This window comes from Serratia sp. A07, assembly GCF_058725505.1.
In genome coordinates this window covers 43,036-57,860 of the sequence record NZ_JBZXDO010000020.1, presented here as the reverse complement: position 1 = coordinate 57,860, position 14,825 = coordinate 43,036, and the positions used below count along the sequence as shown (strand labels likewise).

The following is a 14,825-nucleotide window of genomic DNA, read 5'->3' as shown; positions in this document are numbered from 1 at the left end:
GATTTATAATTTGACGACATAACATACTGAATTTTAGCGCAGGATGCGATCTCCCGCACAGGATTCGGTAAAACCTGCAGGTTATCCGCTTATAATCCGCGCGTTTACCAACCCAGCGTGCCGCAACGGTAGGAGGGATCCAGGATAAAAGAGACCTGCTGGCAAAAAACCTGCTTGGCCTGAAAATAAAAAAATACCGCGCCGGCAAAGCACAGAAGCGAAATGATTATCCGCGCCGCAATCTTCATTCGATTATTTCCCGCAACAAAAACCCCCGGCAGCATAGCGAGGTAAACATCAACCAAACGCTAACGGCGGTCACCCCGCCGTATCGAAAATTGTTGCCCCCGGACAACGGCACGAAACGATTGTGTTAATCTTAATGACGCCCCAATGCGCGTACCGGGTTGGCATTGCGCCGGTAAAAGCGGCAAGATTCAACGCGATGCAGCAAAAAATTGACGCGCCGCCGCCGCCCCGTTAGCGTGAGCGCTGAATCCGGGTTTCGTCGCGCATGCCCGCAAGGACAAAAGGACAAGAGAAAGTTATGCCAATACGCAAAGTTAGTTTGCTCCGTCTGATCCCGCTGGCCAGCCTGGTGTTGGCCGCCTGTACCACCACCAAGCCGACCGGCCCGGCCACCAGCCCGACTTCTCCGCAGTGGCGCGCCCATGAGCAGGCGGTGCAGCAGCTCAGCACCTATCAGACCCGCGGCTCCTTCGCCTACTTGTCTGATCAGAAAAAAGTCTACGCCCGCTTCTTCTGGCAGCAGTTCTCGCCGGAGCGCTATCGTCTGCTGTTGACCAACCCGCTGGGCAGCACGGAAATGGATCTCAACGTACAGAAAAACGTGGTGCAGCTGACCGACAACCAGGGCAAACGCTACGTCAGCGACAACCCGGAAGAGATGATCCGCAAGCTGACCGGCATGGCGATCCCGCTGAACAACCTGCGCCAGTGGATGCTCGGCCTGCCGGGCGAAGCCAACGATTTTGCGCTGGATGACCAATATCGCCTGAGCAAACTAACCTACCAGCAAGGCGGCCAAACCTGGAAAGTGGATTACCAGAGCTACAGCAACGAGGTACAGCCGACGCTGCCGAACCGCCTGGAACTGCAGCAGGGCGAGCAGCGCATCAAGCTGAAAATGGATAACTGGACGCTCAAATGATTCGCCAGTGGCCCTCCCCCGCGAAACTCAACCTGTTTCTGTACATCACCGGCCGTCGTGAAGACGGCTATCACCTGCTGCAGACGCTGTTCCAGTTCTTGGACTACGGCGACACCCTGACCATTGACCCGCGCCAGGACGACCGCATTCATCTGCTGACGCCGGTCGACGGCGTGCCGGACGAACAGAACCTGATCGTGCGCGCCGCCCGCCTGCTGCAGCGCTATTGCGATGAGCGCGGCCTGCAGACCGCACCGCGCGGCGCCGACATCAGCATCGACAAGCGTCTGCCGATGGGCGGCGGCTTGGGCGGTGGCTCCTCCAACGCCGCCACCGTACTGGTGGCGCTCAACGAACTGTGGCGCTGCGGTCTTGGCGACGACCAACTGGCCGAGCTGGGGCTCAGCCTCGGCGCCGACGTGCCGGTGTTCGTGCGCGGCCACGCCGCCTTCGCCGAAGGCATCGGCGAGCGTCTGCAGCCGGCCGAGCCGCAGGAAAAGTGGTATCTGGTGGCGCATCCCGGCGTCGGCATCCCGACACCGGTTATCTTCGGTGACCCCGAATTGAAAAGAGACACCCCGGTTCGCTCCTTAAGTGAGCTGTTGCAGGCGCCGTACGCAAATGATTGCGAACCGATCGCAAGAAAACGTTTTCGCGAGGTTGAACAGCTTCTTTCATGGCTGTTAGAATACGCCCCGTCACGCCTGACTGGCACAGGTGCTTGTGTGTTTGCTGAATTCGACACAGAAATCGCCGCCCGTCAGGTGTTAAATCAAGCCCCGGAGTGGTTGTGTGGTTTTGTAGCGCGCGGCGTTAACGTCTCCCCACTACATCGCATTCGTTCCGGGCGGTTTGAGTCGTAGCTCAACGTTTCGCTGCGCAGGGTCATGCACACCTGGCCCTGTTATCCCTGCGCTGCCTGCGGTCTCAATTTTAGTTTTACATACCCGTATGTATATTGCGCCGGCGTCGCCGACTGCCCCTTGGCGATGTCGTATGACAATATCTTCTCTGGACGCAAGCCTGAGGTTCTTCTCGTGCCTGATATGAAGCTTTTTGCTGGTAACGCCACCCCGGAACTAGCACAACGTATTGCCAACCGTTTGTACACCAGCCTTGGTGACGCCGCTGTAGGTCGTTTTAGCGACGGCGAAGTGAGCGTGCAAATCAACGAAAATGTACGCGGCGGTGATATTTTCATCATCCAGTCCACCTGTGCCCCGACCAACGACAACCTGATGGAACTGGTTGTGATGGTCGACGCCCTGCGTCGCGCCTCCGCAGGTCGTATTACCGCCGTTATCCCTTACTTCGGCTATGCCCGCCAGGATCGCCGCGTGCGTTCCGCGCGTGTGCCGATCACCGCCAAGGTGGTTGCCGATTTCCTCTCCAGCGTAGGGGTTGACCGCGTTCTGACGGTGGATCTGCATGCTGAGCAGATTCAAGGCTTCTTCGACGTACCGGTAGACAACGTGTTCGGCAGCCCGATCCTGCTGGAAGACATGCTGCAGCAGAACCTGGAAAACCCGATCGTGGTTTCCCCGGACATCGGCGGCGTAGTGCGTGCCCGCGCCATCGCCAAACTGCTGAACGACACCGACATGGCCATCATCGACAAACGCCGCCCGCGCGCGAACGTGTCTCAGGTGATGCACATCATCGGTGACGTGGCAGGCCGCGACTGCGTGCTGGTCGACGACATGATCGACACCGGCGGTACCTTGTGTAAAGCGGCTGAAGCGTTGAAAGAACGCGGTGCCAAGCGCGTATTCGCCTACGCGACGCACCCGATCTTCTCCGGCAACGCCGTGGACAACATCAAGAACTCGGTGATTGATGAAGTGATCGTCTGCGACACCATTCCGCTGTCGCCGGAAATCAAGGCACTGAAAAACGTTCGCACTCTGACCCTGTCCGGCATGCTGGCTGAAGCCATCCGCCGCATCAGCAACGAAGAGTCGATCTCTGCGATGTTCGAGCATTGATGCGTCGTCTTTCCGGTGCGGCGCCCACCGTGCCGGAAAGATAGCGTGCCCGACAGCAGAAAAAGAAAAACCCGTTGGTGCGTGAGCAACAACGGGTTTTCTACTCGTAGTCCAACATGACCTCAAACCTTAATGCACGGCAGATATTCCCTTGCCCTGCTCTCGCTTCCCTTCTGATTTTTTAATCAATGCGACGAACGATGTTGGTCGTTACGGCACCGTTTATCAAAGTGTTTTACCCACCAGTAGCGATCCGCCACCTGCTCGCGGCCGCCGATACGCGCGCCCACCAGCCACAACAGCGCGCCGACGAAGATACTCATGATGGCGCCGTGGGCGAAAAATTGCGGTAAATCGAACTGAGATACTTCAGCAATAATGGAGTATCCGACGCCGCCGATCATCACGACCAGGCCCAGCCCCATAAAAAAGTTGCCCATTCTGTCCGCGTTTCTACGTTTCATATGCCACCTCCATGATTGCCATGTGCCAACCGGGATAACGCTGCAACTTGTTAACCCACTTTGATAAGTTAAGTATAGTCCTTGTGGCGGCAAGGGGATTGCGGAGGCGATCACAAATGGTAAAGAATTATTGACACTTCTTAACACGCCGCTGAAAATTAGCGGACAAATTGAATTATTCAGCTAATGAATCATTCGTCTTTCTTACCTACGGTGACGGCGGAGATCGGATTTTGTCATTCGCTGCCCCGGCAGGTAGACTAAGGCCCTTTCTATTACCCTGATCATAGCGAATCTCCCAGTGAGCAGTATTAAATTGATAGTCGGCCTGGCCAACCCGGGCGCGGAATATGCCCAGACGCGCCACAACGCCGGCGCCTGGTACGTCGATCTGCTGGCCCAGCGCCACAATCAGCAGTTGAAAGAAGAAAGCAAGTTCTTCGGCTACACCGCCCGCTTGAACCTGGCGGGCAACGACGTGCGCCTGCTGGTGCCGACCACCTTCATGAACCTGAGCGGCAAAGCGGTGCTGGCGATGGCCAACTTCTACCGCATCGAGCCGAACGAGATTTTGGTGGCGCACGACGAGCTGGATCTGCCGCCCGGCGTGGCAAAAATCAAGCTCGGCGGCGGCAACGGTGGCCACAACGGCCTGAAGGACATCCAGAACAAGTTCGGCAACAACCCGAACTTCTACCGCCTGCGCATCGGTATCGGCCATCCGGGCGACAAGAACAAAGTGGTGGGCTTCGTGCTCGGCAAACCGCCGGCCAGCGAGCAGAAGATGATTGACGAAGCGATCGACGAGTCGCTGCGCTGCACCGAGATGCTGATGAAGGACGGGCTGGAAAAAACCGTTCAGCGCCTGCACAGCTTCAAGGCGCAGGCCTGAACCTTGCCGCAGCGGGCGCCCTGCCCGCTGCCGGCTTCTAGCCGCGCGGGTTGAAGGTCTCCTCGCTCACGCGGCGGTCATCGGCGGTGAAGCCCTCTTCCGCCACGTAATACTGCGGATCGTCCAGCTCATGGCTGCAGAACGGCCCGGCGCGCTTGAGCAAGCGCACGCAGTCACCGCTCAGGTGGCGCAGCCGAATGCTTTTTCCCGCCGCCAGGTAACGTGCCGTCAGCTTATCGATCGCCTCTACGCCGCTGGAATCCATCACCCGGGTGCCGGCAAAATCCAGCACCACGTTCTGCGCATCGCTCTGCGGATCGAACAACTCGGCGAAAGCGGCAGCGGAGCCGAAGAACAGCGGGCCATCGAGCTGATACACCGCCACGTCGCCCGTCACCTGCCGCTGGCGCACGCGGATGCGCGCCTGCTGCCAGGCGAACACCAGCGCCGAGATAATCACCCCGCTGATCACCGCCACTGCCAGATCGGTAAAAATGGTGATCAGCGTGACGGCGATCATCACCAGCGCGTCCGCCTTCGGCATGCGGCGCAAACGGCGCAGCGAGCTCCACTCGAAGGTGTTGTAACACACTACCAGCATCACCCCAGCCAGCGCTGCCACCGGCAGCAGGCCGATATAGCGCGACAGGCTGACCACGAACAGAATCAGCAGGATGGCGCCCACCGTGCCGGAGAGGCGCCCGCGCCCGCCCGAGGTAAAGTTGATGATCGACTGGCCGATCATCGCGCAGCCGGCGAAGCAGCCGAACAGGCCGCACACCGCGTTACCGGCGCCCTGCGCGATGCTTTCGCGGTTGCCGTTCCCCTTCTTGCCGCCCATTTCATCCAGCACCGTCATGGTCAGCAGCGATTCAATCAAACCGACCAGGGCGATCACCACCGCATAGGGCAACACCACCCGCACCATCTCCAGAGTGAACGGCGCCGTCGGCAGGCTGAAGTGCGGCAGCGCGCCGGAAATGTCCGCCAGATCGCCCACCCGCAGCGTGTGCAGATTGAGGCCGATCGCCAACGCCGAAACCACCAGCAGCGCCGCCAGCGAAGACGGAATGGCCTTGGTCAGGCGCGGGAACAGCACCACCACCGCAATCGCCAGCGCCACCAGGCCGTACATCAGCGGCCCCTGCCCGGCGATCATCTTCAGCTGCGCCAGCATGATGACGATCGCCAAACCGTTGACGAAGCCGTGGATCGCCGGCAGCGGCACCAGACGAATGAACTTGCCCAACCGGAAGGCGCCAATCAGGATTTGAATCGCCCCGGCAAACAGCGTGGCCCACAGCACGTAGCCCATGCCGTACTGCGCCGCCAGGCTCATCAGCACCACCACAATGGAGCCGGCGGCGCCGGAAACCATGCCCGGCTTGCCGCCGAACAGCGCCGTGACCAGGCCGATGATAAACGCGGTATGCAAACCGACGATCGGCGAAAGACCGGCGACCAGCGAAAAGCCGACCGCCTCGGGGATCATCGAAACCGCCACCACAAAGCCCGCCAGGACTTCATTTTTAACGTCCGCGATCCTGACGTTACTCAGGTTAAACATGCATTATTCACTTATGACAGATGACATCATCTCCCCGCGTAGCGGGTATGGGGTACCGCAAGGCGCGGCAGACTGCAGGCGGGCACAACTCAGGGTGGCGTAGGCAAGAAATACATCCGGCGCGTTTCCTGTCGGTTAATCGGAACGGCCAGTATGGGTAAATGTGATCCAAATCTCAAATAAAAACCTGCCGCGGGCGCTGGGCTCGCCCCGGCCAAACAAGTCTGATCGAGATAAACGCCCATTACGTGTATAATGGCGGCATTATTTTGCCCTTTATGCAGTCGATTAAACCTAACCGGCTGATAGTTAAGATATTTAAGGTGATTACAACATGGGATTCAAATGCGGTATCGTCGGCCTGCCTAACGTAGGCAAATCCACCCTGTTCAACGCGTTGACCAAAGCGGGCATTGAAGCAGCCAACTTCCCGTTCTGCACCATTGAACCGAACACCGGTGTGGTGCCGATGCCCGATCCGCGTCTGGATAAGCTGGCCGAGATCGTCAAGCCGCAACGCATTCTGCCAACCACCATGGAATTCGTCGACATCGCCGGCCTGGTGAAAGGCGCGTCCAAGGGTGAAGGCCTGGGCAACCAGTTCCTGACCAACATCCGCGAAACCGAAGCCATCGGCCACGTGGTGCGCTGCTTCGAGAACGACAACATCATCCACGTCAACAACAAGGTCGATCCGGCCGAAGACATCGACGTCATCAACACCGAGCTGGCGCTGTCTGACCTGGACACCTGCGAGCGTGCCATCCACCGCGTGCAGAAGAAAGCCAAAGGCGGCGACAAAGACGCCAAGGCCGAGCTGGCGGCGCTGGAGAAATGCCTGCCGCACCTGGAAAACGCCGGTATGCTGCGCGCGCTGGATCTGACTGCAGAAGACAAAGCGGCGATCAAATACCTGAGCTTCCTGACCCTGAAGCCGACCATGTACATCGCCAACGTTAACGAAGACGGCTTCGAGAACAACCCGTACCTGGACACCGTGCGTAAAATCGCCGATGCCGAAGGCTCCGTGGTAGTTGCCGTGTGCGCCGCTGTGGAATCCGATATCGCCGAGCTGGAAGACGAAGAGCGCGACGAGTTCATGGCCGAGCTGGGCCTGGAAGAGCCGGGCCTGAACCGCGTGATCCGCGCCGGTTACGAGCTGCTGAACCTGCAGACCTACTTCACCGCCGGCGTGAAAGAAGTACGCGCCTGGACCATCCCGGTCGGCGCCACCGCCCCGCAGGCGGCCGGCAAGATCCACACCGACTTCGAGAAAGGCTTTATCCGCGCGCAAACCATCGCCTTTGACGACTTCATCACCTACAAGGGTGAACAAGGCGCCAAAGAAGCCGGCAAAATGCGCTCAGAAGGTAAAGACTACATCGTCAAAGACGGCGACGTGATGAACTTCCTGTTCAACGTCTAACCCCTTCCCCGCAGCGTATTTCTCCGCTGCCGGAAACGGAAAAATCCACGCTTCGGCGTGGATTTTTTTGTCTCTCGATTCTGCGTGTTAGCGCTCTGGATAAGAATCTAATGTTAAAAGTGCAACGTACTGAACGTTACGATGAGCAACGGACAGTTTTATTCAGTAGGCCCCTCATCCAGAATGATTAAATTTTCTGCTATTCAATACTTTAATATCTGTATTAAGATGACTTCACAATCTTTGGTTAATTAGTGAGTTAGATAAGGATTCTAGCGATGCCTCTACCTGACCGAATGAGACCCACAAAAGTCAGTAGCAAAAAGATCAATGAGCTGGCAAACAAAGCTAAGCAGATACTTTCAAGAATTGACGAAGGTTTTGACGAACAAGATTCCGTTTTAGAAGCAATGATAGTCGAATGGAACAGCCAGGTTGCATGCCCCTATGCGTTTTCAGATTTCAGAGATTTCTCCTCCTGGACCAGTGCCAGGGAGTTCACCCGCATGGCTTTCAATCTGGAAAAATTCTATGCGGATTTTACCTGGGATGAATTGGTTCAAACACTTCGCTGTGTGTCTGATGCCAAAAGTAAGGAATCCGAACAAAATTTCGCTCTTGCACTGCTTGAGAAAAATTTTGATGGCAATCCATCAGACCTCATTTTTTGGCCGGATGAATGGTTCCAGGATCCTGATATGTTCCATGTTGACCTGACAACCGAAGAGATTGCCGGCTATTTAATGGCCCGCTCTGGCAGGTATTTAGCTGATGCGCCTGAAATAGAGTTAAAGTATCCGATCCCATGATCAATGCTTAAAGAACGGTACTGGCCTCTTTTCCAATCTGAACGCTCAATATTAGATGTTTGTGCGGCTTAAAGCGGCCTAATCCTAAAGGCTTTCCATATAGTTGAATGCGTTCATCAGCTCTTCTTCAGTTAACGGTGATTCCAGATTTGAGCCTGACTCTTTCTCAACTTTTATTAGAAGCTCACTGCGAGTCATTCCCAATCGGTTCGCCACATGGTTAGCACAACTGCGCGCGTGAGACGCTCTCTGTGCCAGCGGCATTGCCGTATTCAACACTTTTTTCCTCGCTGATGAATGAGACATGGCTTCTCCCTGCAAGCGACATTTTTATCCATTCTAACACTTCCGAAAAACAGCCTCTTGGAGGCTGCCTTTCAATTTCTTTCGGCAGATACAGTACGCATTATTTCATAGTCCACAAGCGTTTACCGTTGCTCATTATGTCCATTTCTCGCGGTTATCCCCCTCCCACACCGAAGGCCGGTTCTCGCTGCGCCATTTCTCCCCCGCCGTCGTTCCCGGCGCCGGGGGCTTCAAGCCTTCGATAGTCCACAGCGAGAACGGCGTTTCGTCCACGTGCAGCTCCCAGCGCAACCCGCGCGCGGCAAGGTAGGGTTGCAGGATGCGGGTGCAGGCCGCCAGGAATTGCTGCTGCTCTGCGTCGTTGTCCATGGCGCGCGCGATATGGTCGATGGTCACCCGCACGAAGTCATCGGCCGGTTCGCCGCCAAGATACGCCGTGCCGGGCGGCAGCGCTTGGAAGAAAACGTTGACGTAGAAGCGCGGCAAAAAGTCCTGGTACAGGCCGGTGACCTTCTGAGCAAGCGCGCGTTTATCGGCAGTGCTGAAGGCCGATTCAGGGTGGTAAATCTGCCACAGTGGCATAACGTTTTCTGCTCGGTAAAGCTGCGGGTATCGACAATCGTTCTGGCCGGCAGCCTGTGTCAAACAAAACTCCAATAATAAGAGTAATAACTCCAATTATTGAAGTGATCAAGCCGAGGCGATAAAATTATCCGCATTAGGGCGGCAAACGGAGGCAAGGCAACGTGAAAGCAAAAGGTTTTGAGGGCATGACGTGCTCGGTGGCCCACGTGCTGTCGGCATTGGGCGATCGCTGGGGCGCGATTCTCATGCGCGATCTGTTGCTGGGGCTCTCGCGCTATGACGATCTGCGGCAATCGACCGGCATCACCAACAACACGTTGGCCGATCGGCTCAAGGCGCTGGAAGGCAGCGGCCTTATCGAAAAGCGGCAATACCAGACGCGCCCCGATCGCTACGATTATCTTCCGACGGAGAAGGGAAAAGATCTCGGGCTGCTGGTGATGGCGATGATCCAGATTGGCGACAAGTGGAACCTGTCCGAGCTGGCCGGGCCGCCGCTGCGCGTGGTCGACCGTGCGACTGGCCACCCCGCCACCCTGCGCGTGGTCGATGCCGTGACCGGCGAATCGCTGCCGCCGCAAAACCTGGCGCTGGCCGCCGGGCCCGGCGCCGATGAGATCACGCGATGGCGGCTGGCCGTCGGCAAAACCCGCTAACGGCGCGCTACAACAGCGCAATCATCTTCAGCAGTTCAACCCGATTGCGGATGCCGAACTTTTTGCCGGCGTTATTGAGGTGCGAATAAACGGTTTTCGGATGCAGGTTAAGCCGCCGCGCGGTCAGGCGGATATCTTCGGTGCGGGCGGTTTCACACAGCACCGCTGCCTCGCCAGGCGTGATTGCCGCCGCCCGCTGCCGGTTCACCACGTGCCGTTCGCTCGTCTCCTGGCGGGCCAGCGTTGCGCAGGTCTCTCGCACCACCTGCAGCGCTTCCCGTTTGTGCAAAATCGCATCCGGCTGCGCCGCAGCGATAAACGCCAGGATCAGCGGTGAAGTCTTATCGATGAAGAACAGTAACCGGATGTCTTTATATTCACTGCGTGAATATTTAATGAATTTTAAATACGCCTTGAACCGGTAAATCTCCTGGGGAAACTCCTTAATAATTAAATCAGGCGCCGGGCTTATATTTTTAATGATGTTCATATTGGGTGAGGATAAGGTTATCACCCCACCGCCCAATAATGTTTTCATGCCCAGCCGGCACAGCGGTGAACCATCGATATAAATCACTCTCACTTTAATTCTCCTTATCAGCATGGACGCATGCTTCCACACCTCAGGCGGCTTGTCGCTGCTCTTTTTTGGGGTAATTCGCCTGCAAAGCACACCGATATAAAACATCTTGATAACATGTTTTTCAAATATTCACGCAACCGTCAGCACGTTGATTAATACGCAAATAAGGCATGAATGTTTCAAATTATTTCAATCACAAAAACTGGCGATCCAATAAAATCGCAACGCAATGATATAGATCTATTTTCTATTTTGTATGATATAAGCACAAATGAAAAAAAATGTAACAGCAGGCCTTCTCGTCTTATTGACTTATTCAAAACACCTATAGGGAAAATTCTTAGTTTGTTAGGATGAAAATCCATGTTTGCCGACGCGTTTAAAAAACAATTGCGCAACATGATTAACCCACAACCGCACGTCAGTAATTTATTACTGTCAGGAAAGCTTTTCTCTAAAGTAAATTAAAGGGCATTTCACATGAATGTTAAATTAGTCGCATTATCCATGCTGGCTCTCTCCGGCGCCTGTGCGGCCGCTTCGTCCAATACGGTGCAATTTAAAGGCGAAGTCAGCACGCAAACCTGCTCGGTGAATATTAACGGCAACCAATCCAACCCGGTCGTTCTGCTGCCGACCGTCGCCGCCAGCAAACTCGCCACCAAAGGCGCCACCGCCGGCGACACCACCTTCACCGTCAACGTGACCGGCTGTGCGGCCGCAACCAGCGATACGGCGATCAAAACCGTGCTGGCGGGCAACAACCCAACCACCAACGGCAACCTGGGCAACGCGGGCGATGCGGCCAAAGTGTCCATTCAACTGCTGGACAGCGACGCCACCACGCCGCTGTCGTTCGCCAGCGGTTCGACCGTCACCACGTCGGCGATGACGCTGGCCAAAGACGCCACCTCCACCTCGCAGAACCTGGTGGCCCGCTACTACGCGGAAGACACCGGCGTGGCGGCCGGTTCGGTGATCGCCACCGCACAGTTCGCCATTAGCTACAAATAAGCCGGCGTCAGGCGCCATACCTGTTGATGCCAGCGCCGCCCTTCGCCGGGCGGCGCTGAATGACTCGCTCCCTTTATCGGTTCACGTTTATGCCGCAGATAACCCGCTCCGCCCGCCGATGGGCCGCCCTGTCGCTTTGCCTGATGAGTTTTGCCGCTACCCACGCGTCGGCCAGCGTGACGCTGCTCGGCAACCGCGTGATCTACCCCGCCGAGGCGCGGGAAAAAACGCTGCAGTTCACCAACGACGACGGCACCCCGGCGCTGATGCAGATCTGGCTCGACATCAATAACCCCAAATCCACGCCGGAAAACGCCGATGCGCCCTTTGTCGCCTCGCCGCAAATCTTCCGCATGAATCCGCACAGCGGGCAGATGGTGCGGCTGTCGTTCGTCGGCCAGCCGCTGCCGCGCGATCGCGAATCGCTGTTCTACCTCAACTTCCTGCAGGTGCCCGCCGTGCGCCAGACGGACAGCGACAAGAACAAACTGCTGCTGGTGGTCACCAATCGGCTGAAGGTGTTCTATCGCCCCACCGGGCTGGCCGGCGACGCCAACCACGTCATCGATCGGCTCAGCCTGCGCCAGGCCGGTAACGCGCTGCGCGTCGACAACCCGACCGGCTACTACGCCAACGTCAGCCAGGCCGCGATCCTGAGCGGCGCGAAGCGCATCACCATCCCGCAGGCGGATCTGATCCCGCCGTTTTCGCAGGCCAGTTGGCCGGTGAACGGGGAGGTGCGGCAGGTCGCACTGCGCGTCATCAATGACTATGGGGTGGAAATCTCACGCACCCTGGACGTCGCGCGCTGAAACCAGACAGGGAGGTTTTCATGTTCGATGTCCGCAAGGCGACGCCGCTGCCTGCGCGCTGGTGTTGCGCGCTGCTGGCGCTGCCGCTGGGCTGCGCCGCCGCCGACGGCTATACCTTCGATCCCGCGCTGCTGCGCGGCAGCGTGCTGAGCAACAGCGCCCTGAGCCAGTTCAACCAGCAGGACGCCGTTGCTCCCGGCAGCTATCAGATCGATCTGTACCTCAACGGCCAGTTTCTCGAGCGCGACCAAATTCGCTTCGTGCGCGCAGGCCAGCAGGTGCTGCCCTGTTTCGATCGGCCGCAGTTGGCGCGCTTCGGGCTGAAAAATCCGCCGGCGGCCGCCGAAGCAGAATGCCTGCTGCCCGGTCGGGATCTCAAGGACATCGCGGTGAACGCGGACATTTCGCGGCTGCGGCTGGATCTGAGCATTCCGCAGGCGCTGTTGAACGGCCAGCCGCGCGGCAGCGTCAATCCCGCCAGCCTGGACAGCGGCGAATCGATGGCCTTCGTCAATTACAACCTCAACCAGTACCACGTCAGTTATCGACAGGGGCAAACCCGCGATCTCGACTCGACCTACGCCAACCTGAACGGCGGGTTCAACCTCGGGCTATGGCGCTACCGCCAGCAGTCCAGCTACCGCTACGATCGGGAGTTCGGCGGCCACCTGGACACCAGACGCCGCTACGTCCAGCGCGCAATTTTGCCCTGGCGCAGCGAAATGCTGTTGGGCGAAGGCTTTACCGACGGGCACTTCTTCTCCGGCCTGGGATTTCGCGGTATTCAGCTCAGTTCGGACGACCGCATGCTGCCGGATTCGCAGCGCGGCTATGCGCCGGTGGTACGCGGCGTGGCGAAAAGCAACGCGCGCGTGACGGTGCTGCAGGGCAAAAGCACGCTGTATGAAACCACCGTCGCGCCGGGGCCGTTCGCCATCAACGATCTGTACGCCACCAACTACGCCGGCGATCTCACCGTGGTGGTGACGGAAGCCGACGGCAGCGTCAGTACCTTCACCGTGCCGTTCGCCGCGGTGCCGGAATCCATCCGCCCCGGTCAGTCGCGCTACTCCGCGATCGTCGGCCGTTCCCGCTACGTCGGCGACAACGATCTGTTCAGCGAAGTGACCTGGCAGCACGGCCTGACCAACGCCCTGACCTTCAACCTCGGCAACCAGCTGGCGGACGGTTATCAGGCGATGATGCTGGGCGGCGTGTACAGCAGCTGGCTGGGCGCCTTCGGCATGGACACCACCTATTCCCACGCCAGCCTGCCGGACGGCGGCGCCTCCGGCTGGATGCTGCACCTCTCTTACAGCCGAACCTTCAGCCCGACGGACACCACCTTATCCATCGCCGGCTACCGCTACTCCACCGAAGGCTTTCGCGATCTCAGCGACGTGCTCGGCGTACGGCGCGCCGCCACCACCGGCCAAAACTGGCAGTCCGACTCCTACCGCCAGCGTTCGCGCTTCGAGGTCGCCGTCAATCAGGGGATGGGGGCGTTCGGCAGCCTGACGATGTCCGGCTCGACTCAGGACTACCGCGATCAGCGCGGCCGCGACAATCAGCTCCAGCTGGGCTGGGGAAAAACCTTCGGCAACGGCGTGGCGCTTAACCTTTCCGTCACCCGCACCCGCAGCCTGGGCTACAGCAACGGCGACTACCGCGGCTACGGGCCGCTGGATAACGTCTACAGCGCGCCGCTGGCGCAGAACGCGCAGACCGTCACCGCCCTGTCGCTGAGCTTCCCGCTCGGCCGTTCGTCATCCGCCCCCAGCGTCTCGCTGTTGGCCAACCACAGCCAGGGCCAGGGCGGCAACTATCAGGCTGCGCTGTCGGGCAGCGTCGGCGACGAACAGCCGGTCAGCTACGGCCTGAACTTCACCACCGATGACGATCGCCAACAAAGCATCTGGGGCGGCAACCTGCAAACCCGTCTGCCTTACGCCAACGTCACCGGCTCGTTCTCCACCGCGCGCCAGTACCGACAAGGCTCCCTGTCGCTGCAGGGGGCGGTGGTGGCGCACCGCGGCGGCGTGACATTAGGGCCGTATGTCGGCGATACCTTCGCCCTGATCGAGGCGCCCGGCGCCAGCGGCGCACGGGTGATGGACGGCCAGGGCGCGCGCGTCGATCGCTTCGGCTACGCCCTGGCACCGTCGCTGGTGCCCTATCACTACAACACCGTCGCGCTGAATCCCGAGGGCATGAACGATAAAGCGGAACTGGAAGACGGCCAGCGGCGCGTCGCTCCTTATGCAGGAGCCACGGTGCGCCTGCACTTCAACACCGTGCGCGGCCAGGCGCTGCTGATCACCGCACAGCGGCCCGATAACGCACCGATCCCGATGGGCGCCAACGTGTTGGACAACGCGGGCAATAGCGTAGGCATGGTCGGCCAGGCCAATCAGGTGTATCTGCGCAGCGATAAGCGCGCCGGGGAACTGACGCTGAACTGGGGCGACGCCCCCGGCCAGCAGTGCACGCTGCATTACCGCCTGCCCGCCGGGGAAGACGGCCCGATTCAACGGCTCAGCGCCCCGTGCCGCTAG

The 14,825-nt window shown here is 58.6% G+C and carries 16 protein-coding genes; 10 read left to right on the top strand and 6 right to left on the bottom strand.

Annotated elements, in window-relative coordinates:
• Positions 1-104: 104 nt before the first annotated feature.
• Complete coding sequence (locus AC4PR2_RS18515) at positions 105-248, bottom strand: hypothetical protein (RefSeq protein WP_154618166.1); 144 nt, start codon at positions 246-248, stop codon at positions 105-107.
• Between the two features lie 299 nt (positions 249-547).
• Here AC4PR2_RS18515 and lolB point away from each other — a divergent pair, with 299 nt between their 5' ends.
• From lolB to prs, 3 genes are all read left to right on the top strand, one after another.
• On the top strand, positions 548-1,171 hold the full coding sequence (gene lolB / locus AC4PR2_RS18510; RefSeq protein WP_060440174.1) for a lipoprotein insertase outer membrane protein LolB: 624 nt from the start codon (positions 548-550) through the stop codon (positions 1,169-1,171).
• Complete coding sequence (ispE, locus tag AC4PR2_RS18505; RefSeq protein WP_033638162.1) at positions 1,168-2,034, top strand: 4-(cytidine 5'-diphospho)-2-C-methyl-D-erythritol kinase; 867 nt, start codon at positions 1,168-1,170, stop codon at positions 2,032-2,034. Before lolB ends, ispE begins: the two co-directional genes overlap by 4 nt.
• A gap of 174 nt (positions 2,035-2,208) precedes the next feature.
• On the top strand, positions 2,209-3,156 hold the full coding sequence (gene prs / locus AC4PR2_RS18500; protein WP_004941061.1) for a ribose-phosphate diphosphokinase: 948 nt from the start codon (positions 2,209-2,211) through the stop codon (positions 3,154-3,156).
• Between the two features lie 185 nt (positions 3,157-3,341).
• On the opposite strand, the gene ychH is transcribed toward prs, so the two are convergent.
• Positions 3,342-3,620, bottom strand: coding sequence for a stress-induced protein YchH (gene ychH, locus AC4PR2_RS18495; protein WP_025160276.1), 279 nt, complete (start codon positions 3,618-3,620; stop codon positions 3,342-3,344).
• Between the two features lie 301 nt (positions 3,621-3,921).
• Here ychH and pth point away from each other — a divergent pair, with 301 nt between their 5' ends.
• On the top strand, positions 3,922-4,512 hold the full coding sequence (gene pth / locus AC4PR2_RS18490) for an aminoacyl-tRNA hydrolase (RefSeq protein ID WP_004941053.1): 591 nt from the start codon (positions 3,922-3,924) through the stop codon (positions 4,510-4,512).
• A 37-nt stretch (positions 4,513-4,549) separates the two neighbouring features.
• Here pth and AC4PR2_RS18485 read toward each other — a convergent pair whose 3' ends face one another.
• Positions 4,550-6,079 carry a SulP family inorganic anion transporter gene (locus AC4PR2_RS18485; protein ID WP_070914791.1) on the bottom strand — a complete coding sequence of 510 codons (1,530 nt, stop codon included), beginning with the start codon at positions 6,077-6,079 and terminating at the stop codon, positions 4,550-4,552.
• A 334-nt stretch (positions 6,080-6,413) separates the two neighbouring features.
• Here AC4PR2_RS18485 and ychF point away from each other — a divergent pair, with 334 nt between their 5' ends.
• Both ychF and AC4PR2_RS18475 read left to right on the top strand, forming a co-directional pair.
• Positions 6,414-7,505, top strand: a complete 1,092-nt coding sequence (gene ychF / locus AC4PR2_RS18480) for a redox-regulated ATPase YchF (RefSeq protein ID WP_004941048.1) — start codon at positions 6,414-6,416, stop codon at positions 7,503-7,505.
• A 278-nt stretch (positions 7,506-7,783) separates the two neighbouring features.
• Positions 7,784-8,314, top strand: coding sequence for a hypothetical protein (locus tag AC4PR2_RS18475; RefSeq protein ID WP_060419384.1), 531 nt, complete (start codon positions 7,784-7,786; stop codon positions 8,312-8,314).
• Positions 8,315-8,398: 84 nt separating this feature from the next.
• Here the strand turns inward: AC4PR2_RS18475 and AC4PR2_RS18470 are convergent, their stop codons facing one another.
• Both AC4PR2_RS18470 and AC4PR2_RS18465 read right to left on the bottom strand, forming a co-directional pair.
• Positions 8,399-8,620, bottom strand: a complete 222-nt coding sequence (locus AC4PR2_RS18470; protein WP_075335069.1) for a hypothetical protein — start codon at positions 8,618-8,620, stop codon at positions 8,399-8,401.
• A 135-nt stretch (positions 8,621-8,755) separates the two neighbouring features.
• Positions 8,756-9,202 carry a tautomerase family protein gene (locus tag AC4PR2_RS18465; RefSeq protein ID WP_164268218.1) on the bottom strand — a complete coding sequence of 149 codons (447 nt, stop codon included), beginning with the start codon at positions 9,200-9,202 and terminating at the stop codon, positions 8,756-8,758.
• A gap of 164 nt (positions 9,203-9,366) precedes the next feature.
• Here AC4PR2_RS18465 and AC4PR2_RS18460 point away from each other — a divergent pair, with 164 nt between their 5' ends.
• Positions 9,367-9,861, top strand: a complete 495-nt coding sequence (locus tag AC4PR2_RS18460; protein WP_492175349.1) for a winged helix-turn-helix transcriptional regulator — start codon at positions 9,367-9,369, stop codon at positions 9,859-9,861.
• 7 nt (positions 9,862-9,868) lie between these two features.
• On the opposite strand, the gene AC4PR2_RS18455 is transcribed toward AC4PR2_RS18460, so the two are convergent.
• Positions 9,869-10,549, bottom strand: a complete 681-nt coding sequence (locus tag AC4PR2_RS18455) for a helix-turn-helix domain-containing protein (RefSeq protein ID WP_492175348.1) — start codon at positions 10,547-10,549, stop codon at positions 9,869-9,871.
• Between the two features lie 375 nt (positions 10,550-10,924).
• On the opposite strand from AC4PR2_RS18455, the gene AC4PR2_RS18450 reads away from it, so the two are divergent.
• The 3 genes from AC4PR2_RS18450 to AC4PR2_RS18440 are packed head-to-tail and all read left to right on the top strand — an operon-like array spanning position 10,925 to position 14,825.
• Positions 10,925-11,458: a fimbrial protein gene (locus tag AC4PR2_RS18450; RefSeq protein ID WP_015377562.1), complete on the top strand. Its 534-nt coding sequence runs from the start codon at positions 10,925-10,927 to the stop codon at positions 11,456-11,458.
• A gap of 59 nt (positions 11,459-11,517) precedes the next feature.
• Complete coding sequence (locus AC4PR2_RS18445) at positions 11,518-12,270, top strand: fimbrial biogenesis chaperone (RefSeq protein WP_230458157.1); 753 nt, start codon at positions 11,518-11,520, stop codon at positions 12,268-12,270.
• 20 nt (positions 12,271-12,290) lie between these two features.
• On the top strand, positions 12,291-14,825 hold the full coding sequence (locus tag AC4PR2_RS18440) for a fimbria/pilus outer membrane usher protein (protein ID WP_337046981.1): 2,535 nt from the start codon (positions 12,291-12,293) through the stop codon (positions 14,823-14,825).